Here is a 24,097-nt window from a genome sequence, read left to right as displayed (position 1 = left end):
CCCCTCCACCCGGCGTTCCCGCCCCTGCCCGCCCCGCGATCGCCGCTCTCCACCCGACTCCCGTACGCTGCCTCGCCGTACGCGGAACCGCCCCCACCGCCCGGGGCCCCGGCGCCGAGGTTCACGACGGCGCCCCGGGGGCCCGACGAACCGCACCCCTGTGACGAGGAGAACGACGTCGTGCGTCGCCGTACGTTCCTGGCCGGCGGCCCGGCCGCGCTGGCCTCCGTGATCGGCATCGACCGGCCCGGCCCGGCCGCCGCGTCCCCCGCCCCCCACGGCGAGGCCGCCCACCCCGCTCCACCGGGCACCGTCGTACCCGGCCGCCCCGGCCCCGTCGTCCCGCCGCCCCGCAAGGTCGGCGCAGCCGAGGTGCTCGGTGTGGAGCAGGCCGTCCGGGACATCCGGCTGGCCGACGACGCGCACGGTGCCGACGCGCTGTTCGAGCAGGCCGGCCGCTCGCTGCGGGAGGCCTACCTGCTGCTCGAAGCCTGCGAGTACTCCACCGAGACCGAGCAGAGGCTCCAGGCCGGGGCCGGCGAACTGGCCATCTCGGTGGGCTGGTTGGCACACGACTCGAACCGGCTCGCGGACGCCCGCTCGTACTACGCGGAGGCCCTGGCCACCGCGCGGATGGCCGGCGACGCCGCGCTGGAGGCGCACGTCTTCTCCAACGGCGCCTTCCTCGCCCGGGACGCCGGCCGCCCCCGCGAGGCGCTGCGGGCCGCCCAGGCCGGGCAGTCCGCCGCCCGGCACCTCGACTCCCCCCGGCTGCTCGCCCTGCTCACGATGCGCGAGGCCGGCGGCTGGGCGCTGCTGCGGGACCGGGGCACCTGCGAGCGGGCGATCGTCCGGGCCTGCCGGCTGTTCGAGCAGGGCCCCCGGCAGGCCGACCCGGAGTGGATGTCGTTCTTCGGCGAGGCCGAACTCGCCGGGCTGCAGGCCCAGTGCTGGTCCGCCCTCGGGGACTGGGACCGGGCCAGCGAGCACGCCCGGCTGGCCATAGCGCTCCAGCAGCCGCACTTCGTGCGCAACCGGGTGCTCTACACCGCCGAACTCGCCCACGACCGGCTCGGCCGGGGGGACTTGGCGGGTGCGGCCGAGCACGGGTCGGCCGCCGTCGCGCTGTTCGGCGACGTCCGCTCGGCCCGGATCCGCGCCATGCTCGCGGACACCGCGCAGCGGTTGCGGGAGCACCGGCGGGTGCCGGAGGTGGAGCGGTTCCTGGCCGAGTACGGCGCGGCGACGGCGGCCTGAGCGGGCGACGGCGGCCGGCCACCGCGGGCCGGCCGCCTCCGGTCAGTGCTTCAGGGTCTCCAGGTGACCCTGGTCGTTCCACAGCTCCACCGCCGGCGCGCCGTACTCCCAGGACAGCACGCAGAGCGCGGCGGTGCCGAGCTTGAACCGCTGGGCGAACTCGGGCGGCAGGCCGAGCCAGCGGGCGGTGAGGATGCGCAGCAGGTGGCCGTGGGCGAAGAGCACGACGTCGCAGTCGGCGCAGTGCATGACCGTGGTGTCCGGGTCCGGCACGCCGTGCGCGGTGTTGAGCTCGGCGAGCAGGGAGTCCACCCGGGCGGCGACCTCGGAGAGCTTCTCGCCGCCGGGGACACCGTCGCGCCAGATCAGCCAGCCGGGCTGGTCGGTGGCGCGGATGTCGGCGCCGGTGCGGCCCTCGTACTGTCCGTAGTCCCACTCCAGGAGTTCGGGGCGCTCGACGGCCCGGTCGCCGAAGCCGGCCAGCTCGCAGGTCTCCTTGGCGCGGCCGAGCGGGCTGGTGTAGACGCGGGCGTCGGGCAGGCCGTTCCAGGGCGCCGCGGCGAGCCGGGTGCCGAGCGCGCGGGCCATCGCCCGGCCGTCCTCGGTCAGCGGGATGTCGGTGCGGCCGGTGTGGCGGCCGGTGGCCGACCAGTCGGTCTCGCCGTGGCGGACCAGCAGGATTCGGGCGGGCATGGGCGGGCTCCTCGCACTCGGGCGGTGTCAACGGTCGGCCTCGCCAGCGAGCACCGGACTCCATGATCCCCCACCGGTGCGCCTCGCACGCGACCGGCCCGCGTCCCGCGGCGGGGCCGGTCACGGGACGACGGGCGGCACCCGGGGCCGGTCCGGCCGGTCCGGGTTCGCCGTCAACGGCCCGTTCGGGGCGGATTGTCGGAGCCGGATGCGACACTGGGCCGCACCATGAACGTCTCGACGAACGCCCCGCTCCGCGGGCCGGCGGAGCCGCTCGCCCAGCGGCTCGCCGAGCTGCGCGGACCGGCGCAGCAGCGCAGTCTGAACGCCCGTTCCCTCGCCGCCCTGGCCGCCAATCCGGGGTGTCACCGCCGCGCCGTGCTGGACGCCGCCGGGGTGGACAAGGCGGCGCTGGCCGCCCGGCTGGGCCGCCCCGCCCCCTTCGGCCGATCGCCGTTCGCGCTGGCGCGCGGCGTCGTGTTCGAGGCCCGGCTGAAGGAGGACGGCTACGCGGCGCTGCTGGAGCCGCTGCGCCGCCGGCTCGGCATGTCCGAGGAGGGCGGCCCGCTGCTGGTGCCGGACCTGCTCCGCTCCTCCGGTCCGGCGGTCCGGGCCGACCGGACGGCCGCCGCCCTGGCGGAGGCGGCCGCCGAGGAGCGGGCCTGGACGCTCCTCGACCACCCGATGCTGCGGCTGGAGGTGGCGGGCTCCACCGCCTACCTGGAGCCGGACGCCGTCGTGGTGCACGGCGGGCGCTGCACCGTCGTGGAGATCAAGTCCTTCCCGGTGCTGGACGGCGGCGCGGACCCGGGCAAGGTGGGCGCCGCCGCCCGGCAGGCCGCCGTCTACGTGCTGGCGCTGCAGGAGGCGGCCGCCGCGCTGGCCGGGCAGCCGGTGGACCCTGACCCGTACCGCGAGCAGCGGCTGCCGGGCAGCCCCCGCACCAGCGTGCTGCTGGTCTGCCCCGAGGACTTCGGCAGCCGGCCGACCGCCGTACCGGTGGACGTGCGCCGCGAGCTGGCCACCACCCGCCGCCAGCTGAGCCGGATGACCGGCATCGAGCGGCTGCTGGCGGTGCTGCCGCCGGGGGCGGACCTCGATCTCTCCCCCGATGCGGACGGCGCGCCCGTCCGGTCCGCCGAGGAGTTGGAGAAGACGCTCGGGACGGTGCCCGCCGCGTACAGCCCGGACTGCCTGTCCACCTGCGAGCTCGGCTTCCACTGCCGTGCCCAGGCCCGTTGCGGGGACCGGGTCGAGCAGCTGGGCCGGGGGGTGCGGGGCGAGCTGGGCAGCATCCGCACGGTGACGGAGGCGCTGGCCGTCGCCCGTACCGGCCCGGGCGGGGCCGGCCGGACCGGCGCGGACGGGGCCGCGAACGAGGACGGCGACGGGGCCGACGAGGCCGCCGCCCGGCTGGCCTACGCCGCCGCGCTGCGCGCCGAGGCGCTCGGCCGCACCGCGCCGGCCGCCGCGGGGGGCGAGCGGTGAGCCTGCTGTCCACCCTGGCCCGGCTGGAGGCCGTGCGCAGCGGCCGGGCCGAGCCGCTGGCCACCGTCCGCCACCGGCACCTGTCCGAGCGCCCGATGGTGTTCGTCCCGCTGACCTCGGCCGGTGAGGACGGCGCTCCGCTGGCGGTGCTGCTGGGCACCGACCGGCAGGCGCCGGTGCTGCACATCGTGCCGCAGCCGCTCAACCGCACGCTGCGTTCGGAGTTCCTGGCGGACCTGGCCGCCGATCTGCTGCCCTACCTGGAGTCCTTCGGCGACGAGGTCGAGCTCATCGAGGGCTCCGAGAAGGACCCGGAGACCGGTGAGAAGTCGCCGGTCGTCCGGGAGCTGTGCGCGGACGCCCCGCAGCTGATCGTGCCGAACAGCGGGGGCGTGCGGCACCTGGCGCTGCTCGGCCGCTCGACCCGGTTCCGCCGCACCGCCGAGGACGAGGACCCGGGCCCGTTCCCGGCCCCCGCCCGGGTGCCGCTGCTCGGCCGCTGGCTGACCCACCTCGCCGAGCGCGCGATGGTGCCGGGCTCCAGCCTGCTGCTGCCGATGACCGGGCTGCTGGCCCGGCACTGGGCCACCGGCCAGAGCCATCTGGAGGACCAGCACCTGGCCGCCCGGCTGGCCTGGCACGCCCCGCCGGAGGGGCTGACCGGTGCGGAGGCGGCCGAGCTGGCCGAGACCGGGCGCGGCTTCGAGGGCCGGCTGATCCACCCGCCGGCCGGTCCGACCACCGACCCGGTGTTCGACGCCAAGGTGCTGGCCCCGGCGATCGCCCGCTACGACGCGGCCGCGGCGGCGCAGCGCGAAGCGGAGGGCGCCGGCCCGGCGGGCCGCGCGGACGCCGAGGCGGCCCGGGAGGCGGTGCGGGTCTCCGTCGAGCGGCTGCGCGCCGTGCTGCGCGAGGAACTGCTGCCGACCTGGCACGACGTCTGGCGGGGCCTGGACCTGCTGCGCGCCCTGCCGCCCGCCGGCCATCTGCCCGAGCGGTGGACCGGCGACCGCTGGTCGTACACCGGTCACCGGGACCGGCTGGCGGCCGGCGAGCCGCCGCAGCCGCGGCTCGACGACGCCGTGACGGCCGCCCGCAAGCTCGCCCAGCGCGAGCGCGAGCAGGCCCGGCTGGACGTCCAGGAGGCGCTGGACGACCCGCTGGCGATGGCCGAGCACCGGCTCGCCGGGGAGGCGTTCAGCGGGGTGGTGACCGAGGTGGTGCCGGACTACGACACCACCGGCCGCTCCCCCAAGCCGCGCCCGCTGGTGACCGTCCGCACCGACGACCGCCCGCACGCCGACCTGGGCCGGGAGGTGCACCGGGTCCGGGAGCCGGCGGCGCCGGAGGCCGCGGCGGGTCCGGCGCAGAAGGCCGTGATCGCGGCGGCCGACCCGGAGGCGGGCACCATCACCGTGCGGGTGCTGTCCGGCATGGGGCGCAAGCGGGAGCCCGAGCCGGGCAGCCTGCCGGAGCCGGGCGAGCGGGTCACCTTCACGCTGTTCGAACTGACGGTCCGGCAGGCCGCGCCGCTGCCCGATCCGGACGACACGCCGTGGACGCACGGCGGCCCGCCCGGCGCCGCCGTCACCGTGCTGCCGGCCGTGGCCGGCGCCGCCGAGGACTGGGAGTGATCCGCCCGATGAGCACCGAGCAGGACGCCGGCCAGAGCCCCGGCGCGGCGGCCGACGCCGCGGTGGCGCGGATCCTGGAGGCGACCGTCCGGCCGGCCACCGGGGCACCGCGCGGCGTGGTGGTGGACTCGCCGCCCGGCGCCGGCAAGTCGACCCTGGTGGTGCGCGCCGCCCGGGAGCTGGTCGGGGCCGGCGAGCGGCTGATGATCGTCGCCCAGACCAACGGCCAGGTGGACGACCTGGTCGACCGACTGGCCGTCAAGGCCCCCGACCTGACGATCGGCCGGCTGCACGCGGCCGACGCCCGCCCGGGGCTCGAGGTGCTGCGGCACCCCAACGTCACGCCCTCGGACAAGGTCGCCGAGCTGGCCGAGCTGGACGTGGTGATCTCCACCTCGGCCAAGTGGCAGTGGGTGCGGGCCGAGCAGCCGTGGCGGCACGCGATCGTCGACGAGGCGTACCAGATGCGGTCGGACGCGCTGCTCGCGGTGGCCCGGCTGTTCGAGCGGGCGCTGTTCGTCGGCGACCCGGGCCAGCTGGACCCGTTCACCGTGGTGGGCACCGAGCAGTGGGCGGGTCTGTCGTACGACCCGTCGAGCAGCGCGGTGGTCACCCTGCTCGCGCACAACCCGCAGATCGAGCCGCACCGGCTGCCGGTGTCCTGGCGGCTGCCGGCCAGTGCGGCGCCGCTGATCTCCGGGGCGTTCTACCCGTTCACGCCGTTCCGCTCGGGCACCGGTCCCGGTGACCGCTCGCTGACCGCGTCGGTGCGCCCGGACGGCTCGGCGGTGGACGCCGCCATCGACCGGGCGGCCGAGCACGGCTGGGCCCTGCTGGAGCTGCCGGCCCGGCACACGGTGCGCACCGATCCGCAGGCGGTGGCGGCCGTCGCGGCCACCGTGCGCCGACTGCTGGAGCGCGGGCTGACGGCGCACTCCGAGCAGGGGTCCGCCCCGCTCACGGCGGACCGGGTCGCCGTCGGCACCGCGCACCGGGACCAGGCGGCGGCGGTACGGTCCGCGCTGGCCGCGGCCGGGGTGCCGGTGGACCCGCTGGCCGGGCCGGCGGTGACGGTGGACACCGCGAACCGGCTGCAGGGGCGCGAGTACGACGTCACCGTGGTGCTGCACCCGCTGTCGGGGCGGCCGGACGCGACCGCGTTCCACCTGGAGACCGGCCGGCTGTGCGTGCTGGCCTCCCGGCACCGGCACGCCTGCATCGTGGTGGCCCGGGCCGGGATCGCGGAGCTGCTGGACGAGCATCCGGCCACCGAGCCGGTGCAGTTGGGCGTTCCGGTGGCGTTCCCCGACGGCTGGGAGGCCAACCACCGGGTGCTGCACCACCTGTCCGGGCACCGGGTGCGGCTGGGCCGGTCCTGACGGCGCGGGCCTGCGCACCGGCACGGGCGTGCGACGGGCCGGCCGGGCGCGTACGGAACCGGGCCGGCGCGCGCCCGGCCGGCCCGACTGACGCGCGCCCCCGGCGCGCCGGGCGGGAATAGCGCCCGGACGCGCACCGTTCCGTTACCGGCCGCCGCCGCGAGACAATGGACGACGGCCACGACCGGGCGGCGCCCGACCCGAGCAGCCGTCGCCCGCACCCATCGAGCACCCGGAGGTGTCCGTCCATGCCCGACTCCCATGCGCAGGCGTCCGACCCGAGCGGCCTCTCCGCACCGGCCGGTCCCGGCACGGGCGCCGGTGCGGCGCCCGGCCGGCGGCAGCGCCCGGCGCAGCTGCTGTTCGAGCCGCAGGCCGCCGAACCGGAGCCGGAGCGTTTCTTCGACCTGGAGTCGATCGACGACCCGGCGGAGCTGCTGCGCCGCTCCACCGAGCTGGCGCTGGCCTTCCGGGCGGCCGCCGAGCGGGCCACCGACTTCCAGGCGGTCGCGGCCGCGCAGCTGGCGGACCCGCGCCGCTTCGACGCGCTGTCCGACGCCGAGATCGCGGACCGGGCCGACTGGACGCCGGACTACGCGGCCAAGATGATCGAGTACGGCCGCACCCTGCTCCAGCCGCGGCGGCAGGAGGACTGATCCGCCCGGAGGGGTTCGCGGTCCGGTTCCGTGGCCACTGGCATATGCCGGAGGAAGCGGAAGGGTACGCCCCCGCCCGGCCCGCTGTCCGGCGAACCGCTTTTTCCCTCCCGGACCCGCCCCGGACACCCCACGCTGCTGTCCGTGGACATCTGGACCTATCAGTCGGTGGAGCACGTGACCGTGGCCGGAGCGGCCTGGCTCGCCTCCGCCAGCGAGTACCCGCGCAGCATGCGCGCCCTCTGGGAGTCCCGCCCGTGGGCGCCCTCGGTGCTGCCCTGCGGGCGGGCCTTCGACGTGATCAGCATGCCGGCGCTGTTCGGCCGCCGGGTCCTGGACGAGCTCTGGGCCTCCGGGCCCGGCTGCGGGCCGGTGGCGGCCGTCCGGGGGCGGACGCTGCTGTTCGTGCAGCCGGGGGCGGCGCCCAGGCTGCGCCGGCTGCTGGCCTGGGAGGAGTGGGCCCGGGACGTGCCGCCGTTGCTCTGCCACGGCAAGGGCGACACCGTGACGGTGCCGCCGGTGCAGCGGACGGTCGGCGCCCCGGACACGCCGGGTCACGGCCCGGGGCGGTGGATCGTCGCTCCGGAGAGCCGGGAGCCGTGGCTGCCGGGGGCCTCCGTCGTCCTCTGGGCCTGTGTGCGGGCGGCCCGCGAGCCGGTCGACGCGCTCTGAGCCGCCCGGGCCGGCGGCGGGCCCGGGAGGTGCGGGTATTCGATTTTGGCCGGACCCCGCCCCGCTGCTAGAGTCTTCTCTGTCAGCAGGCGCCGCTAGCTCAGTTGGTTAGAGCAGCTGACTCTTAATCAGCGGGTCCGGGGTTCGAGTCCCTGGCGGCGCACAGACAGCCGGAAGGCCCTTCGCTCTCGCGAAGGGCCTTCCGGCGTTTCCGGACACGTCTTCCGACACGCCCCGGGGGCCGGCGGCACGGGGCCGCCCGCCGAAGCGGACGGCCCTCGCACCGGACACGGCCCTCGCACCGGACCGGGAAGGTCAGCGCCCGCGCAGCTCGCGGTAGCGGGCGACCAGCGCGGCGGTGGAGCTGTCCAGCGCCTCCGTGCCCTCGCCGGTCAGCAGCACCGGCTCGATCCGCTTGGCGAGCACCTTGCCCAGCTCGACGCCCCACTGGTCGAAGGAGTCGATGTTCCAGATCGCGCCCTGGACGAACACCTTGTGCTCGTAGAGCGCGACGAGCTGGCCGAGCACCGAGGGGGTCAGCTCGCCGGCCAGCACGGTGGTGGTCGGGTGGTTGCCCCGGAAGGTCTTGTGCGGGACCAGCTCGGCCGGCACGCCCTCGGCCGCGACCTCCTCCGGCGTCTTGCCGAAGGCCAGCGCCTGGGTCTGGGCGAAGAAGTTGGCGAGCAGCAGGTCGTGCTGCGCGACCAGGCCGGGCAGCAGGTCGGCGACCGGCCGGGCGAAGCCGATGAAGTCCGCCGGGATGACCTTGGTGCCCTGGTGCAGCAGCTGGTAGTAGGCGTGCTGGCCGTTGGTGCCGGGGGTGCCCCAGACCACCGGGCCGGTCTGCCAGCCCACCGGGCGGCCGTCGCGGTCCACCGACTTGCCGTTGGACTCCATGTCCAGCTGCTGGAGGTAGGCGGTGAACTTCGACAGGTAGTGCGAGTACGGCAGCACGGCGTGCGCCTGGGCGTCGAAGAAGGCGCCGTACCAGACCCCGAGCAGGCCCAGCAGCAGCGGGACGTTCTCCTCCGGCGGGGCGGTGCGGAAGTGCTCGTCGACCAGGTGGAAGCCGTCCAGCATCTCGCGGAAGGCGTCCGGGCCGATGGCGATCATCAGCGAGAGGCCGATCGCCGAGTCGTAGGAGTAGCGACCGCCGACCCAGTCCCAGAACTCGAACATGTTGGCGGTGTCGATGCCGAAGTCGGCGACGCCCTCGGCGTTGGTGGAGAGCGCGACGAAGTGCTTGGCGACCGCGTCGGTGTCCGCGCTCAGCTCGGTGAGCAGCCAGTTCCGGGCGGAGACCGCGTTGGTGATGGTCTCGATGGTGGTGAAGGTCTTGGACGCGACGATGAAGAGCGTCTCGGCGGCGTCCAGGTCGCGGACCGCCTCGTGCAGGTCGGCGCCGTCCACGTTGGAGACGAAGCGGACGTCGAGGTCGCGCTGGGCGAAGGAGCGCAGCACCTCGTAGGCCATCGCGGGGCCGAGGTCGGAGCCGCCGATGCCGATGTTGACGACAGCGCGGATCCGCTTGCCGGTGTGGCCGCGCCACTCGCCGCCGCGGACCTGCTCGGCGAAGCCGGCCATCTTGTCGAGCACGGCGTGCACGGCCGGCACGACGTTCTCGCCGTCGACCTCCACGACGGCGCCGCGCGGGGCGCGCAGCGCGGTGTGCAGGACGGCCCGCCGCTCGGTGGTGTTGATCTTCTCGCCGCGGAACATGGCGTCCCGCAGCTCGGCGACGCCGGTGGCCGCGGCCAGCTCGCGCAGCAGCGCCAGGGTCTCGTCGGTGACGAGCTGCTTGGCGTAGTCCACGTGCAGGTCGCCGACCTGGAGGGTGTAGCGGCGGCCGCGCTCCGGGTCGGCGGCGAACAGGTCGCGCAGGTGCGTGTCGCCGAACTCCTCCCGGTGCTTGGCGAGGGCGGCCCACTGCGGGGTGCGGTCCAGCGGGGTACGGGCGTCGGCGCGGGTCTCCGACATCGGTGGCTCCTCGATTCGTCTGGGTGCGGATACCGGCAGGGCCAGGCGGGAGGGTTTCGCGAGGTCGTGCGGGTACCGGGGTGCGCCGACTCCGTTGACGGCCTTGCCCGAGGTCAGCCTATGCAACACCGCGACCCCGGGCGCACATTCCGCCCCCGACGACCCGTGCCCGTTCGGACGCCCCGTCAGGCCGGACCGGGCGTCACCGCCGCTCGGAGCGCAGGTCGAGGCCGCGCAGCACCTGGTCGACCAGTTCCGGGTCGGCGCCGGGTTCGGCGCGGGCGGCCACCATCTCGCGCCGGGAGGCGGCGATCATCTCCTGCTCGACGCTCTGCGCCGCGCGCCACTGGGCGAGCCGCAGCTTGGCCTCGGCGGCCTCCTCCTCGGCGTAGTTCTCGGGGCAGAGCCGGGCCAGCCGGTCGTGCTGACGGTCCCGCAGGCGGTCGGCGACCTCGGCGGGCAGCCGGTCGGCCTCCTCCAGTTCGCCGAGCCTGCGCAGCCCGGCCTTGGCGGCCCGCCACCAGAGCCGGCGGACCTCCTGCTCGTGCCGGTCGTGGTCGAGGTCGAGCTCGAAGCGCTTGGCCAGCCAGGGCAGCGTGAGGCCCTGGACCAGCAGGGTGAAGAGCACCACGCTGAACGCGATGAAGACCAGCCGGCCGCGCTCCGGGAAGGCCTTGCCGGAGTCGAGGGTGAGCGGGATGGCCAGGGCCAGGGCGACGGTGGCGACCCCGCGCATCCCGGACCACCAGAGCAGCACGCTCTCCTGCCAGCTGATCGGGGTGTCCTCCTCGGAGCCGGAGCGCAGCTTCTGGGAGAGCCAGCCGGCCGGCAGCAGCCAGAGCAGCCGGACCACCACGACCACCGCGATCACCACCGCGGCGTCGCCGAGCATGCCGGTCCAGCCGGAGCCGGCCTCCTTGAGGACGGTGGCCAGCTCCAGGCCGATGAGGCCGAAGGCGACGCCGGTGATGAGGATCTCGACGATCTCCCAGAAGGCGTTGCCGACCAGCCGGTAGGCGACGGCGTCCGCGTCGGCGGCCCGTTCGGCGAGGTAGAGCCCGCAGACCACGACGGCGAGCACGCCGGAGCCGTGGATCTCCTCGGCCAGGCTGTAGGCGGCGAAGGGCACCAGCAGGTTGAGCGCGACCTGCTGGGTGGGGTCCTCCAGGAGGGCGGCGAGCTTGGTGTTGGCCCAGCCGAGGGCGACGCCGATGACGACGGCGAGGACCGCCGAGAGGACGAAGCGCAGCACGGCGTGGCCGGTGGAGAAGTCGCCGCCGACCACCGCGTCGATGGCCAGCGAGTAGACGACGATCGCGGTGACGTCGTTGAACAGGCCCTCGCTCTCCAGGATGGCGACCAGCCGGCGGGGCAGCCCGACGCTGCCGGCCACGGCGACCGCGGCGACCGGGTCGGGCGGGGAGACCAGGGCGCCGAGCGCGATGGCGGCGGCGATCGGCAGTCCGGGCAGCAGCCAGTGCACGGCGCCGGCCACGGCCGCGGTGGTGACCACCACCAGGGCGACGGCGAGCAGCAGGATGGAGCGGAAGTTGGCCTTGAAGTAGCGGACCGAGGAGCGCCGGGCGACGGCGAAGATCAGCGGCGGCAGGACCAGCGGCAGGATCAGCTCGGGGTCGATGGCGATGTCGGGGATCTGCGGGATCAGCGCCATGGCGATGCCCAGCAGGGTCATCAGCACCGGTTGGGGTACGCCGGTCCGGCGGGCCAGCGGCATGGTCACCACGGAGGCGAGCAGCACCAGGAAGAGCAGGGGCAGCTGGCCCACGGGAAGGGTCCTCTCGGTGGCGGGCAGGTGTGCACCGGCGGAGTGCACGGGCGGGTGCACCGGCGGGGTGCACGGGGGTGCGGCCCGGACATGGCCCGGGCCGCCGTCAAGGATAAATCTGACAATGATCTCAACTGGGACGACACGCCGGTGAGGGGTTGACCTCAAGTGGGCTTCACCCCGCAGGATCGGGGGACCCGAGGCTCGACAGGACCCGACAGGAGTGCCCGCGATGAAGGCAGTGACCGTCCCCCGGTTCGGCGGCCCCGAGGTGCTGCGGGTGGCCGCGGTGCCCGACCCCGAGCCCGGCCCCTGCCAGGTGCGGGTGCGGGTCTACGCCGCCGGGGTGCAGCCGGTGGACCTCGCGATCCGGGAGGGGCGGTCCCCGGCCGGCATCGAACTCACCCCGGGGCTGATCCCCGGCAACGAGTTCGCCGGGGTGGTCGACCGGCTCGGGTCGGACGTCGACGGCTGGGCCGTCGGGGACGAGGTGCTGGGCTTCCGGCTGCTCGGCTGCGCGGCCGAGCTGGTCGCGGCCGACGCCGCCCAGTTGGTGCGCAAGCCGGCCGGGATGCCCTGGGAGCACGCGGGCGCGCTGTCCGCCTCCGGGCAGACCGCGCACCTCGCGCTCACCGAGCTGAAGGTCGGCGCGGGCGACACCGTGCTCGTGCACGGCGCCGCCGGCGGGGTCGGCACGGTCGCCGTCCAGCTGGCCCGGGCCTGGGGCGCCACGGTGATCGGCACCGCGAGCGAGCGCAACCACGGCTATCTGCGGGAGCTGGGCGCGATCCCGGTCGCGTACGGGGAGGGGCTGGTCGAGCGGGTCCGGGAGGCGGCCCCGCAGGGCGTGGACGCGGCCTTCGACGCGGCCGGGCGCGGGGCGCTGGAGGCCTCCGTCGAGCTGGTCGCCGACCGGGCGCGGATCGGCACCGTGGTCGACTACCCGGCGGCCCGGCGCCTGGGCGTGCTGGGGATCCGGGGGCCGCGGACGGCGGCCCGGCTGGCCTCGCTGGTCGACCTCTGGGAGGCGGGCGGGCTGCGGCTGGAGATCGCCGACACCTTCCCGCTGGGGCGGACGGCCGACGCCCACCGGCTGGTCGGCACCGGGCACGTGCGGGGCAAGGTCGTGCTCACCCCCTGAGCGGTCCCCGGGGGCGGGCTCCGGGCCGATTGTGTGTTTCGGCCGCTGACCAGGTAATGTCTTCCTCGTCAGCAGGCGCCGCTAGCTCAGTTGGTTAGAGCAGCTGACTCTTAATCAGCGGGTCCGGGGTTCGAGTCCCTGGCGGCGCACAGACAGCCGGAAGGCCCCTCGTGAGAACGAGGGGCTTTCCGGCGTTTCCGGGTGCGCCCGGAAACGCCGCCGCCGGCGTCTCAGTGCGGGATCCCGCCGATCAGCTCGGAGGCGCCCTGCCGCTTGAGGGCGAGGGCGGTCGCGGTGCCGAGGTCCTCCGGGCTCAGCGCGCCGGCCCACTCGTGGGCGTCCAGGACCCGCTTGCCGTCCGGGGTGAAGACCCGGCCGCGCAGCGACAGCCGCCCGTCCGCCTCGGCCCGGGCGTAGCCGGCGATCGGCGAGTTGCAGTGGCCCTGCAGCACGTGCAGGAACATCCGCTCGGCGCTCGCCTCGCGCCAGGTCGGGTGGTCGCCGAGGCCGACGACCGCCTCGATGGTGGCGGTGTCCTCGGCGCGGCACTGGAGGGCGAGGATCCCGGCGCCGATCGGCGGGCACATCACCTCGATCGGCAGTACCTCGCTGATCCGCGCGGCCTCGCCGATCCGCTCCAGACCGGACAGCGCGAGCAGCAGCGCGTCCGCCTCCCCCGCCGCGAGCTTGGCCAGCCGGCTGTTGGCGTTGCCGCGCACCGGCACGCACTCCAGGTGCGGGTGGGAGGCGGCCAGCTGGGCCCGGCGGCGCACCGAGGAGGTGCCGATCCGGGTACCGGGCGCCAGTTCGTCCAGGGTCAGACCGCCGGGGTGGGCGAGCGCGTCGCGGATGTCGTCGCGGCGCAGGTAGGCGGCGAACACGGTGCCGGCCGGCAGCGGACGGTCCGCGGGCACGTCCTTGAGGCAGTGGACGGCGAGGTCCGCCTCACCGGCGAGCAGCGCGGCGTCCACCTCCTTGGTGAAGGCGCCCTTGCCGCCGAGCCGGGCGAGATCGCCCATCCAGCGGTCGCCGGAGGTGGTCACCGGCACCACCTCGGTGCGCACCCGCGGGTGCAGGGCGGCGAGTTCGGCCCTGACCCGTTCGACCTGGGCGAGCGCCATCGGCGAGGAGCGGGACACGATCCGGATCAACTCTGCGGTGGTCATTGCTGGATGATAGGCCGTCACCTCACCGGGAAGGGTGCCGGCTCACCCGGCCGGCGGCGCGGCGGGGGTCCCGGGGATCCGGGCGATCACCCGCTCGGCCACCACCAGGTTGATCAGCCAGCAGGTCCAGGCGGCGCTCGCGTAGGCCTGCTCGAACGGGACCCCGGCGAGGTCCATCACCGGCAGCCAGATCCGCAGCGTGGCGGCGGCCAGGATCAGCGCGAACGAGCGGGTGGCCCAGGCCCGGTGGCGCACGACGTCGCGGCGCAGGGCGGCCCGCCAGGCCAGCGCCGAGGAGAGCAGCAGCAGGACGGCGAGCGCGGTGAAGCCGATCGGCGCGACGGGGCCGACCATTCCGGACGGCGCCAGCAGCAGTCCGCCGGTGCCGGCGGCCAGGACGGCGAGCAGGTAGAGCCGGCCGGTCAGCCGGTGCAGCGCCGGACGGCGGGCGCGCAGCCGGGGCAGGAACTGCCAGGGGCCGAGCAGGATCGCCAGCACCCCGCCGCCGACGTGCAGGGCGAGCGGGACGCGGTGGGCCAGGTAGACGGAGCGCTGCCGGTCGAGGAAGACCTCCGGGTCGAGGGTCAGGTAGCGGGCGGTGAGCAGGGCGGTGGCGAAGGCCAGCACGGTGACCGTCCACCAGCCCGCCCGGCGGGCCCGGGCGGGGCGCGGTGCGGCGCGGTCGGCGGACGGGGCGGGGGCGGCTGCCGTGGCCCGGGGGCCGGGTGCGTTCATGGCCCGGACGCTACGGACCGGCGGGGCCCGGCCGCGTCCGCCCGGCGGGGTCGCCCGGGCTGCCCCGCACGGGGGTCCGGAATACCCCACCAGGGCGATGCGCGGACCGGACGGCCGTCGCTACCGTACGGCCCGGGCGCCCGCAGCACCGCGCGGCGGCCACCGCCCCGAGACCGGAGCCGCCATGAGTTCCCCGCCGTACGCCCGGGCGATCCCGGCGGCCCCGCCGCCCCGGTGGCCGCTGCCCGCGCTGCGGGCGGTGCCGGCCGCCCGCTGGGACGCGGCCCTGGCCGGGGTGTTCCTGCTGGTGACGGCCGTCGAACGGATCGGCGCGGCGGACCGGCTGCACGGCGGCCTGCCGCTCGCGCTCGCCCTGGGCGCGGCGGTGGCCGTACCGCTGGCGGTGCGCCGCACCAGGCCGCTGGCCGGCTACCTGGTGGGCGCGGCGGCGCTCTCGGCGGAGTCGCTGTTCGTCCTGCCGAGCCCGGTCTCGCCCTACGCCGACCTCGTCGGCCTCTACTCGCTCGGGCTGTACGCGCCCCGGCGGCACGCCTGGCTCGGGCCGTTCGCGGCCCTGCTCGGGATGGCCGCGTACTTCGCCGGCCTCGGACACACCTACCCCGCCATCCCCGCCGGGGTGCTGTTCCTCTGGCTGCTCGCCTGGGCGGTCGGCTACGGGGCGGCCCGGCGGGCCGAGCAGCGCGAGACCGACCGGCTGCTGCTGCACCGGGAGGTGGTCGCCGAGGAGCGGGCCCGGCTGGCCCGGGAGCTGCACGACTCGGTGGGCCACACCCTGAACGTGGTGCTGGTCCAGGCCGGGGCCGCCCGCCGGCTGCTCGACCGGGAGCCGGAGCGCACCCGGGAGCTGCTGCACGGGATGGAGAACACCGGGCGGGAGGCGCTCGACGACCTCGACCGGGTGCTCGGCCTGCTGCGGCGCGGCGCCGGTGAGCAGGACCCGCAGGGCGCGGCGCCGCAGCCCGGGATCGCCGACCTGGAGCGGCTGGCCGAGCGGCTCGGCCGGGCCGGGCTGCGGGTGCGGACGCGGATCGACCCGGCGGCCCGGCGGGTGCCGCGCAGCCTGGACGTCTCGGCGTACCGGATCGTCCAGGAGGCGCTCACCAATACGGTCAAGCACGCGGGCGCCCGGACCGTCGGGGTCACCGTGCGGTGCGCCGCCGGCCGGCTGACCGTCGAGGTGTGCGACGACGGGCGGGGCGTGCCCGCCGGGTACGCGCCCGGCCGCGGGCTGCTGGGCGTGGCCGAGCGGGTCTCGGTCCTCGGCGGCCGGGTGGAGCACGGGCCGGGCGAGCCGGGCGGGTTCCGGCTGCGCGCCGAGTTGCCCGTCCCGTGACGGCGGCAGCGCCGACGGGTCCTGCGGCAGCGGCGCGGGGGACGGCGGCGCCGGGCCCGGCCGGCGGACGGGTGCGCGTCGTGGTGGCCGACGACGACGCGCTGCTGCGTGCCGGGGTCTGCCTGGTGCTGGGGACCGACGACCGGATCGAGGTGGTCGGCGAGGCGGCGGACGGGACGGCGGCTGTCGCCCGGTGCCGGGAGCTGCTGCCGGACGTGGTGCTGATGGACGTCCGGATGCCCGGCATCGACGGGGTGGAGGCGACCCGGCGGATCACCGCCGCCGGGCTGCCCACCCGGGTGCTGGTGCTGACCACCTTCCACCACGACGACTACGTCTGGGGCGCGCTGCGCGCCGGGGCGGCCGGCTTCCTGCTGAAGCGGGCCTCGGCCGAGCGGCTCATCGACGCGGTGCACACCCTGGCCGCCGGCGAGTCGGTGCTGGACCCGGCGGTCACCCGGGACCTGGTCGCCCAGGTGGTCGGCCGGGGCGACGGACGGCCCCCGCCGGAGCCGGAGGACGCCCGGCTCGCCCAGCTGACGGCGCGCGAGCGGGAGGTGCTGCGGCTGGCGGCCGAGGGGCGGTCCAACCGGGAGATCGCCGCGCTGCTGGTGCTCGCCGAGTCGACGGTGAAGACCCACATGAAGCGGATCCTGGCGAAGATCGACGCCCGAGACCGGGCACAGGCGGTGGCCATCTCCTACCGGGGCGGGCTGATGCCGCCCCGGGATCCGCGGGCCGGGTCCTGAGGACGCCGGTCACCGCGGACACCGCCCGTCGGCTCATGGGGCCGTCGGCACATGGGGCCGTCGGTTCATCGGGCCGTCGGTCCATCGGTTCACCGGTCGGAGCCCGGCCGGCGGGCCGGGAAGCCGTGGGCGCGGGCGGCCAGGACGAGGGCGAGGACGGGCAGCAGCAGGAGCAGCACGGCCCACGGGAAGGAGCCGGTGCCGAGCCGGTCGAGCAGCAGGCCGCCGGCCACTCCCCCGCCGGCCATCGCCGCGTTCCACAGCGTGACCAGCATCGCCTGCGCCGCGTCCGCCTGCTCGCCGCCCGCGTCGCCGGCGGCGGTCTGCAGCAGGGTCGGGACGCCGCCCCAGCCGAGCCCCCAGAGCACGGCGGCGGCGTACACGGCGGCGGAGCTGCCGGACGCCAGCCCGAGCACGGCGGCCGCGGCGGCGACCAGCAGGGTCGAGGCGAGGGTGAGCGCGCGCAGCCGGCGGTGGATGTGCGCGCCGGTGAACCAGATGCCCACCAGCGAGGCCGCGCCGAAGGCGAGCAGCACGACGCCGGTGACGCCGCCCATGCCGCGCCGGTCGAGGAAGGGCGCGATGTAGGTGTAGAGGACGGTGTGGGCGAGGACGAAGACGAAGGTGACGGCGAGCACGGGGGTGACCCCGGGGACGGCGAGGGCGCGCAGCACCGGGGCCCGTTGGCCGCGGGCCCGGCCGGGCACCTCGGGGACGGCCGCGGCGATCCAGCCGGTCACCCCGAGGGCGGCCACGGTCATCAGCAGGAAGGCCACCCACCAGCCCAGCACCTTGCCGAGGAAGGTCCCGGCGGGCACGCCCAGCGACAGCGCGAGCGGCGCACCGGCCATCGCGACGGCGATCGCCCGGCCCTGCAGCTCGGGCGGCGCGAGTCGGCGGGCGTATCCGGCGAGCAGCGCCCAGGCGAGGCCGGCGGCGACCCCGGCGACGAAGCGGGCGGCCATGGTGAGCGGGTAGTCGGTGGACAGCGCGGTGACGGTGTTGGCGGCGGCGAAGCCGAGCATCGCGGTGAGCAGCAGGCGCCGCCGGCCCCAGCCGGCGGTGGCCGCGGTGAGCGGCACGGCGGTGACGGCGGTGCCCAGGGCGTAGACGGTGACGGCCTGGCCCATCGCGGACTCGCCGACGCCGAGGTCGGCGCTCATGGCGGGCAGGACGCCGGCCGGCAGGGTCTCGGTGAGAGCGGTGACGAAGACCGCGGTGGCGAGGGCGAGGAGGGCGGGCAGGGGCAGGGCGGCCGGCCGCTCGGGGGCGGCGGGCGGCAGTGGTCGGTCGGTGGTCCGCGTGGAGGTCCGCATGGCCGTTATGCTCAAACGCTCACATTGATGTGAGGGTCAACGCGACCGGTTGTGAGGTGGGCCACATGCGGATCGGGGAGCTGTCCGAGCGGACCGGGGCGTCCCGCCGGCTGCTGCGCTACTACGAGGAGCAGGGGCTGATCGCGGCCGGGCGCTGCGCGAACGGCTACCGCGCGTACGACGACTCGACGGTGGACCGGGTGCTGCAGATCCGCGGGCTGCTCGACGCGGGGCTGCCGACCCGGATCATCAAACAGATCCTGCCCTGTCTCAGCAAGCCCCGGACGATCCACTTCGAGGACGCCACACCGGAGATGATCGCCACCCTGGAGCAGGAGCTGGCGGGGATGAGCGCGCGGATCGCCTGTCTGACCCGCAACCGGGACGCCATCGCGCAGTACCTGGCGGAGGTGCGGGTGGACCGCTGAGCGACGGGTTCGGGCCCCGTCGCCCAGCGGTCGGCGCGTCGGTCCCGGCCGGTCGTACGACCCGTCAGGGCTGTCCGACCCGCCGGTCCGTCAGCGGCGGAAGTAGGAGTCGAAGTTCTTCGAGAACTCCCGGCCGCCGAACTGGTCCCAGTTGATCGACCAGGTCATCAGACCGCGCAGGTTGGGCTGGGCGCCCGCCTTCGGGACGTAGCTGCCGCAGTTGGCCAGCTTGGTGAGGCAGTCCAGGGCCTTGTTGACCTCGGCCGGGGCGACGTAGCCGTTGCCGGCGTTGGTGGTGGCCGGCATGCCGATGGCGACCTTGGACGCGGGCAGCGCCGGGAAGACGTTGCCGGTGTTGCCCGCCACCGGGAAGCCCTTGAGCAGCATGTCGGTCATCGCGACGTGGAAGTCGGCGCCGCCCATCGAGTGGTACTGGTTGTCCAGGCCCATGATGGAGCCGGAGTTGTAGTCCTGGACGTGCAGCAGGGTCAGGTCGTCGCGCAGCGCGTGGATGACCGGCAGGTAGGCGCCGGCGCGCGGGTCCTGGCCGCCCCAGGGGCCGGAGCCGTAGTACTGGTAGCCGAGCTGGACGAAGAAGGTCTCCGGCGCCATGGTCAGCACGAAGTTCGGGCCGTACTTGGCCTTGAGCGTCTTGATCGCGGAGATCAGGTTGACGATGACCGGGCTGGTCGGGTTCTTGAAGTCGGTGTCGCCGGTCTGCAGCGACAGCGAGTGGCCCTCGAAGTCGATGTCCAGGCCGTCCAGGCCCCACTTGTCGATGATCGCCGAGACGGAGCTGACGAAGGCGTCGCGGGCGGCGGTGGTGGTGAGCTGGACCTGGCCGTTCTGGCCGCCGATCGAGATCAGCACCTTCTTGCCCTTGGCGCGCTTGGCGGCGATGGCCGCCTTGAAGTCGGCGTCGGACTCGACGGTCGGGCACTCGGTGGCCGGGCAGCGGTTGAACCGGATGTCGCCGGAGGTCACCGAGGTCGGCTCGCCGAAGGAGAGGTTGATGAAGTCCCAGGAGTCGGGGACGTCGGCCATCCTGGTGTAGCCGGCGCCGTTGGCGAAGCTGGCGTGCAGGTAGCCGACCAGGGCCTTGGAGCCGGCCGGCGGCGTGGTGGGGGTGCCGGTGGGCGTCTCGGTCGGGGTCACGGTGGGGGTGACCGTGGGCGTCTCGGTCGGGGTCACCGTGGGGGTGACGGTCGGGGTCACGGTGGGCGTGGCGGTCGGGCTGGGCGCGCCGGGGCCGTCCAGCGAGACGTCGTCCGCGTAGTAGGTGCCCTGGCCGTACCAGCCGTGGGTGTAGACGGTGGCGCTGGTCTGGGTGGCGCCGGTGGTGAAGCTGACGCTCAGCTTCTGGTAGGCGCCGCCGGTGCCGGGCGTCCAGGTCGAGGTGCCGCCGTCCACGCCGAGGTAGACGTACGAGCCCTTGAGGTAGGCGCTGAGCGTGTAGGTGGTGTTGGGCGCGACCGTGACGGTCTGCGCGCAGCGGGCGGTGTCGCTCGCCGAGGCCGCCGCGGCCAGCGCGTAGCTGCCGCCGTGGGCCTGGCCGGTGACGACGCTGCCGGTGCCGGCGGCGCAGCTCCACGGGCCGAGGGAGCCGCTCTCGAAACCGCCGTTGACCAGGAACTCGCCGGCCGAGGCGCTGGGCGCCAGGCCCAGGGTGAGGCCGACCATGGTGGCCGCGGCGACGGCCGAGGCGGTGCCGGCGGCCAGCGCGGTGCGCGAGCGGCGGCGGGGGGCCACGGGGGCCGGGGAGACAGGGGTTCTGCGCATGTGGGGGACTCCTTGCGGAGGGCGCGGTCGTGGGGGGTGTCCGGGCATGCCTGGGCGCGCACCGGTGGTGGGGGAACGGCGCGGCCGGGCAGACGAGTTGGACTAGACCACTGAAGTGGATTCGGCCGTACGGTGTCAATGGTCCAGACCGGTTCCGGCCCCGGGAGCGGCGCGTGGGGGGCGCTTCCGGTTGCCGCGCGTGACGCCCCGTCGAAGCATGGAGGGGTGACGTCGTCCGGTTACCTCCGCTACCCCCACCTGCGCGGGGGCCTGCTGACGTTCACCGCCGAGGACGACGTCTGGATCGCCCCGCTGGACGCGGCGGCCGCCGCCACCGGCCGGGCCTGGCGGGTCAGCTGCGACCGCACCCGGGTCAGCCACCCCCGGCTCTCCCCCGACGGCCGCACCCTCGCCTGGACCGCCTGGCAGAGCCTGGCCCCCGAGATCTGGACCGCCCCCGTCGACGGCGGCGAGGCCGTGCGGCTCAGCCACTGGGGCAGCCAGGACACCCGGCTGCGCGGCTGGCTGCCGAACGGCGAACTGCTCGCCGTCACCTCCTACCACGAGCCCTTCGGCCACTACACCTGGGCGCACGCCCTGCCCCCCGACGGCCGCCCCACCCGCCGGATGCCCTGGGGGCCGGTCGGCGACGCCCAGGTCGGCCCCGCCCACACCGTGCTGCTCACCGGCGCCGCCCCGCACGAGCCCGCCGCCTGGAAGCGCTACCGGGGCGGCGCCACCGGCCGGCTCTGGGTGGACGGCGAGCAGATCCTCGACGGCCTGCCCGGGCACCTCGCCTCCCCCATGCCGGTCACCTGCGCCGACGGCGAGCGGATCGCCTTCCTCAGCGACCACGAGGGCGTCGGCAACCTCTACTCCTGCCGCCCCGACGGCACCGGTCTGCGCCGGCACACCGACCACGCCTCCTACTACGCCCGCGAGGCCGCCGGCGACGGCGAGCGGATCGTCTACCAGCACGCCGGCGACCTCTGGCTGCTCGACGGCCTGGACGCGCACGCCCCGCGCCGGCTGCACGTCCCGCTCGGCGGCGCCCGGGCCGGCCGGCGCCCCTACCAGGTGAGCGCCGCCTCGCACGTCAAGGACCTCGCCTGCGACGCCACCGGCCGGGCCGGGGTGGTCACCGTGCGCGGCAGCCAGTACTGGCTCACCCACCGCGACGGCCCCGCCCGGGCGCTCGCCGACACCCCCGGCGTGCGCACCCGGCTGCCCGTCGTGCTCGGCCGCACCGGCGAGGCCGCCTGGATCACCGACGCCGAGGGCGAGGACGCGATCGAGGTCGTGCCGCTGCCCGGCCACGAGCACGCCCCCTCGCAGCACGGCCACCGGACGGTCGCCGCCGGACGGATCGGCCGCGTCCTGGAACTCACCGCCGCCCCCGACGGCGCCCACCTCGCGGTCACCACCTCCGACGGCCGGCTGCTGCTGGTCACCGCCGCCGAGGGCACCGTGCGCGAACTCGCCGCCTCCGGCCACGGACCGGTCACCAGTGCCCGCTTCTCCCCCGACTCGCACTGGGTCGCCTGGTCCCAGCCGGCCGCCGGCCGCTCACTGCGCCGCATCCGGCTCACCCGGGTCGACGCCTCCGTGCCGGTCGTGGACGTCACCGACGGCCGCTTCGAGGACGAGCAGCCCGTCTTCACCCGGGACGGCCGCTACCTCGTCTTCCTCTCCTGGCGCGGCTTCGACCCCGTGCACGACGTGCACACCGGCGACCTCTCCTTCCCGCTCGGCTGCCGCCCCTACCTCGTCCCGCTCACCGCCGCCACGCCCTCCCCGTTCGCCGCCCCCGCCGAGGACGCCGCCCCGCACGGCGACGGCGGCGGCGACGGCACCGTCGAGGTGGAGGCCGAGGGCATCGGCGAGCGGCTGATCCCGTTCCCGGTGCTCGCCGGCAAGTACTCGGCCACCGACGCCGTGCGCGGCGGGCTGCTCTGGCTGCGCTGGCCGATCTCCGGTGTCCTCGGGCAGACCTTCACCAATCCCGACGACACCTCCGGACGCCCCGCGCTGGAGCACTTCGACCTGGTCCGCGGCTCCCGCTCCACGCTCGCCGACCGGCTCGACGGCTACGCGGTCTCCGGGGACGGCGGCTCGGTGGCCGTCTACTCGGCCGGCACCCTGCGGATCGTCCCGGTCGGCGCACCGTCCGCCGGCGCCACCGTCGACCTGCGGCGGATCACCCACACCGTGCACCCGGCCGCCGAGTGGCGCCAGGCCTACGCGGAGGCCGCCCGGATCGTGCGCGACCAGTTCTGGGACGCGGGCATGTCCGGACTCGACTGGCCCGCCCTGGTCGCCCAGTACGAGCCGCTGCTGGAGCGGATCGCCGGCCCCGACGACTTCGCCGACCTGCTGCGCGAACTGCTCGGCGAACTCGGCACCTCGCACGCCTACGTCACCCCGTCCCGGCGCGGCGAGGGACCCGCGCTCGCCCAGCAGCCGCTCGGCCTGCTCGGCGCCAACGCCCACCGCTCCCCCGACGGGCGCTGGCTGTTCGACCGGATCCTGCCCGGCGAGTCCTCCGACCCGCGCGCCCGCGCCCCGCTCGCCACCTACGGCGTGCGCGGCGGCGACGAACTGCTCGCCGTCGCCGGGCGGCCCGTCGACCCGGTGCGCGGACCGCTGCCGCTGCTCGCCGGCACCGGCGGGACCAGCGTCGAACTCACCCTGCGCCGGGGCGGCCCGGACGGCCCCCTGCGCCGGATCACCGTCACCCCGCTCACCGACGAGCGGGCCATCCGCTACCAGGACTGGGTGGCCAAACGGCGCGCCCTGGTCCGGGAGTTCAGCGACAGCCGGTGCGGCTACCTGCACATCCCGGACCTCGGCGGCTCCGGCTGGGCGCAGTTCAACCGGGACGTGCGGCGGGAGCTGGACAAGCCCGCGCTGGTCCTGGACGTGCGCGGCAACGCCGGCGGCAACGTCTCCGAACTGGTCCTGGAGAAGCTCACCCGACGGGTGCTGGCCTGGGACTTCAGCCGCGGCCGGGAACCCGTGCGGTGGCCGCGCGACGCGCCGCGCGGGCCGGTGGTGGCGCTCGCGGACGAGGCCACCAGCTCGGACGGCGACGTCGTCATCGCCGCCATCCGGCTGCTCGGCCTCGGCCCGGTGGTCGGCGCCCGGACCTGGGGCGGGGTGGTCGGCATGACCGGGCGCCACCAGCTCGGTGACGGGACGCAGATCTCGGTGCCGAAGAACGCCTCGTGGTTCACCGGCGGACTCGGCTGGACGGTGGAGAACCGGGGGGTCGAACCGGACGTGCACGTGCTCCGCACGCCCCGGGACTGGGCCGCGGGGCGGTACCCGGAGCTGGTCACGGCGGTGCGGCTGGCGCTGGAGCTGCTGGACGACCTGCCGGCCGCCGTCCCCCCGCCGCCGGACACGCCGCGGCCGGACCTGCGGCGGCCCCCGCTGCCACCGCGGGACCGGTGAGCGCGGGGGCGGCAGGGCGCCCTGGGAGGTTCAGCCCCAGGGGTCGCCCTCGGAGGTCATGTCCTGGCGGGCGCGCTCCTCGGCCTCCCGCTCGCCGACCGCGGAGGCCTCCTGGGCCTCGCGGGTCTTCTCCGTCTCGGCGCTGAAGGCGTCGGCGGCCTCGTCATGGGCCAGGGCGGCCCGCTGGGCGGCGTCGGTCCGCGCGGTGGTGTCCTGTTCGGCGCCGCCGCCGAGCGAGGACCTGCTCTCCTCGGCGGTGTGCTGCGTCCTGTGGCGGAACCTGTCGAAGATGCCCATGACTCCTCCTCCGGGCGAATTCCGGACTGCCCCCACTCTCACACCGCCGCCGCCCGCCCGCACCCGCTGCCCGGCCGGGCGCGTGGGGGCGCGGGGGCGGGCGAGGGCGGGCGAGAGCGGGGCGGGTGGGCGCGGGG

General features: G+C 76.0%; 19 protein-coding genes and 2 tRNA genes. 13 read left to right on the top strand and 8 right to left on the bottom strand.

Going from position 1 to position 24,097, the window contains the following annotated elements:
* Nucleotides 1-180 precede the first annotated feature (180 nt).
* Nucleotides 181-1,257: a tetratricopeptide repeat protein gene (locus ACFU9E_RS21180; RefSeq protein WP_380715240.1), complete on the top strand. Its 1,077-nt coding sequence runs from the start codon at nt 181-183 to the stop codon at nt 1,255-1,257.
* A gap of 42 nt (nt 1,258-1,299) precedes the next feature.
* Here ACFU9E_RS21180 and ACFU9E_RS21175 read toward each other — a convergent pair whose 3' ends face one another.
* Nucleotides 1,300-1,950 (bottom strand): histidine phosphatase family protein, encoded by a 651-nt coding sequence (locus ACFU9E_RS21175; RefSeq protein WP_380688463.1) that lies wholly within the window; start codon nt 1,948-1,950, stop codon nt 1,300-1,302.
* Between the two features lie 228 nt (nt 1,951-2,178).
* On the opposite strand from ACFU9E_RS21175, the gene ACFU9E_RS21170 reads away from it, so the two are divergent.
* The 6 genes from ACFU9E_RS21170 (at nt 2,179) to ACFU9E_RS21145 (ending at nt 7,942) form a co-directional block, all read left to right on the top strand.
* Complete coding sequence (locus ACFU9E_RS21170; RefSeq protein ID WP_380688461.1) at nt 2,179-3,438, top strand: hypothetical protein; 1,260 nt, start codon at nt 2,179-2,181, stop codon at nt 3,436-3,438.
* Nucleotides 3,435-5,072 (top strand): hypothetical protein, encoded by a 1,638-nt coding sequence (locus tag ACFU9E_RS21165; protein ID WP_380688459.1) that lies wholly within the window; start codon nt 3,435-3,437, stop codon nt 5,070-5,072. The genes ACFU9E_RS21170 and ACFU9E_RS21165 overlap by 4 nt, the downstream gene beginning before the upstream one ends.
* An 8-nt stretch (nt 5,073-5,080) precedes the next feature.
* Entirely contained in the window at nt 5,081-6,451 is a 1,371-nt protein-coding gene (locus ACFU9E_RS21160) for an AAA family ATPase (protein ID WP_380688457.1), read from the top strand.
* 248 nt (nt 6,452-6,699) lie between these two features.
* Complete coding sequence (locus ACFU9E_RS21155; RefSeq protein ID WP_380690315.1) at nt 6,700-7,107, top strand: hypothetical protein; 408 nt, start codon at nt 6,700-6,702, stop codon at nt 7,105-7,107.
* 84 nt (nt 7,108-7,191) lie between these two features.
* Nucleotides 7,192-7,779 carry a bifunctional DNA primase/polymerase gene (locus tag ACFU9E_RS21150; RefSeq protein WP_380690317.1) on the top strand — a complete coding sequence of 196 codons (588 nt, stop codon included), beginning with the start codon at nt 7,192-7,194 and terminating at the stop codon, nt 7,777-7,779.
* A gap of 89 nt (nt 7,780-7,868) precedes the next feature.
* A tRNA-Lys gene (locus tag ACFU9E_RS21145) sits at nt 7,869-7,942 on the top strand.
* Nucleotides 7,943-8,094: 152 nt separating this feature from the next.
* Here the strand turns inward: ACFU9E_RS21145 and pgi are convergent.
* Both pgi and ACFU9E_RS21135 read right to left on the bottom strand, forming a co-directional pair.
* Nucleotides 8,095-9,756 carry a glucose-6-phosphate isomerase gene (gene pgi, locus ACFU9E_RS21140; RefSeq protein ID WP_380688653.1) on the bottom strand — a complete coding sequence of 554 codons (1,662 nt, stop codon included), beginning with the start codon at nt 9,754-9,756 and terminating at the stop codon, nt 8,095-8,097.
* A gap of 202 nt (nt 9,757-9,958) precedes the next feature.
* Entirely contained in the window at nt 9,959-11,542 is a 1,584-nt protein-coding gene (locus ACFU9E_RS21135) for a Na+/H+ antiporter (protein WP_380688655.1), read from the bottom strand.
* Between the two features lie 232 nt (nt 11,543-11,774).
* On the opposite strand from ACFU9E_RS21135, the gene ACFU9E_RS21130 reads away from it, so the two are divergent.
* Nucleotides 11,775-12,683: an NADP-dependent oxidoreductase gene (locus tag ACFU9E_RS21130; protein ID WP_380688657.1), complete on the top strand. Its 909-nt coding sequence runs from the start codon at nt 11,775-11,777 to the stop codon at nt 12,681-12,683.
* Nucleotides 12,684-12,758: 75 nt separating this feature from the next.
* Nucleotides 12,759-12,832, top strand: a tRNA-Lys gene (locus ACFU9E_RS21125).
* 81 nt (nt 12,833-12,913) lie between these two features.
* On the opposite strand, the gene hemC is transcribed toward ACFU9E_RS21125, so the two are convergent.
* Both hemC and ACFU9E_RS21115 read right to left on the bottom strand, forming a co-directional pair.
* Entirely contained in the window at nt 12,914-13,849 is a 936-nt protein-coding gene (gene hemC / locus ACFU9E_RS21120) for a hydroxymethylbilane synthase (protein WP_380681970.1), read from the bottom strand.
* Between the two features lie 42 nt (nt 13,850-13,891).
* The gene (locus ACFU9E_RS21115) at nt 13,892-14,584 is read right to left on the bottom strand and encodes a DUF2306 domain-containing protein (RefSeq protein WP_380681969.1); all 693 of its coding nucleotides are present in this window, start codon (nt 14,582-14,584) and stop codon (nt 13,892-13,894) included.
* Nucleotides 14,585-14,768: 184 nt separating this feature from the next.
* Here ACFU9E_RS21115 and ACFU9E_RS21110 point away from each other — a divergent pair, with 184 nt between their 5' ends.
* Nucleotides 14,769-15,938, top strand: coding sequence for a sensor histidine kinase (locus ACFU9E_RS21110; RefSeq protein WP_380681968.1), 1,170 nt, complete (start codon nt 14,769-14,771; stop codon nt 15,936-15,938).
* Between the two features lie 80 nt (nt 15,939-16,018).
* Nucleotides 16,019-16,687, top strand: coding sequence for a response regulator (locus ACFU9E_RS21105; RefSeq protein WP_380681967.1), 669 nt, complete (start codon nt 16,019-16,021; stop codon nt 16,685-16,687).
* 89 nt (nt 16,688-16,776) lie between these two features.
* Here the strand turns inward: ACFU9E_RS21105 and ACFU9E_RS21100 are convergent, their stop codons facing one another.
* Nucleotides 16,777-18,003 carry an MFS transporter gene (locus tag ACFU9E_RS21100; protein ID WP_380681966.1) on the bottom strand — a complete coding sequence of 409 codons (1,227 nt, stop codon included), beginning with the start codon at nt 18,001-18,003 and terminating at the stop codon, nt 16,777-16,779.
* A 65-nt stretch (nt 18,004-18,068) separates the two neighbouring features.
* On the opposite strand from ACFU9E_RS21100, the gene ACFU9E_RS21095 reads away from it, so the two are divergent.
* Nucleotides 18,069-18,431, top strand: a complete 363-nt coding sequence (locus ACFU9E_RS21095; RefSeq protein WP_355370094.1) for a MerR family transcriptional regulator — start codon at nt 18,069-18,071, stop codon at nt 18,429-18,431.
* A 90-nt stretch (nt 18,432-18,521) separates the two neighbouring features.
* On the opposite strand, the gene ACFU9E_RS21090 is transcribed toward ACFU9E_RS21095, so the two are convergent.
* Nucleotides 18,522-20,210 (bottom strand): chitinase, encoded by a 1,689-nt coding sequence (locus tag ACFU9E_RS21090; RefSeq protein WP_380681965.1) that lies wholly within the window; start codon nt 20,208-20,210, stop codon nt 18,522-18,524.
* Between the two features lie 225 nt (nt 20,211-20,435).
* Between ACFU9E_RS21090 and ACFU9E_RS21085 the strand changes: the two genes are divergently transcribed.
* Nucleotides 20,436-23,663, top strand: coding sequence for a S41 family peptidase (locus ACFU9E_RS21085; protein ID WP_380681964.1), 3,228 nt, complete (start codon nt 20,436-20,438; stop codon nt 23,661-23,663).
* A 30-nt stretch (nt 23,664-23,693) separates the two neighbouring features.
* Here ACFU9E_RS21085 and ACFU9E_RS21080 read toward each other — a convergent pair whose 3' ends face one another.
* A complete protein-coding gene (locus ACFU9E_RS21080; RefSeq protein ID WP_380681963.1) occupies nt 23,694-23,960 on the bottom strand; it encodes a hypothetical protein in 267 nt (88 codons plus the stop codon).
* Nucleotides 23,961-24,097 lie beyond the last annotated feature (137 nt).

It is taken from the genome of Kitasatospora sp. NPDC057595, from assembly GCF_042800875.1.
In the GTDB taxonomy this organism is placed as follows: Bacteria; Actinomycetota; Actinomycetes; order Streptomycetales; family Streptomycetaceae; genus Kitasatospora.
This window is presented reverse-complemented; position numbering and strand designations above follow the sequence as displayed.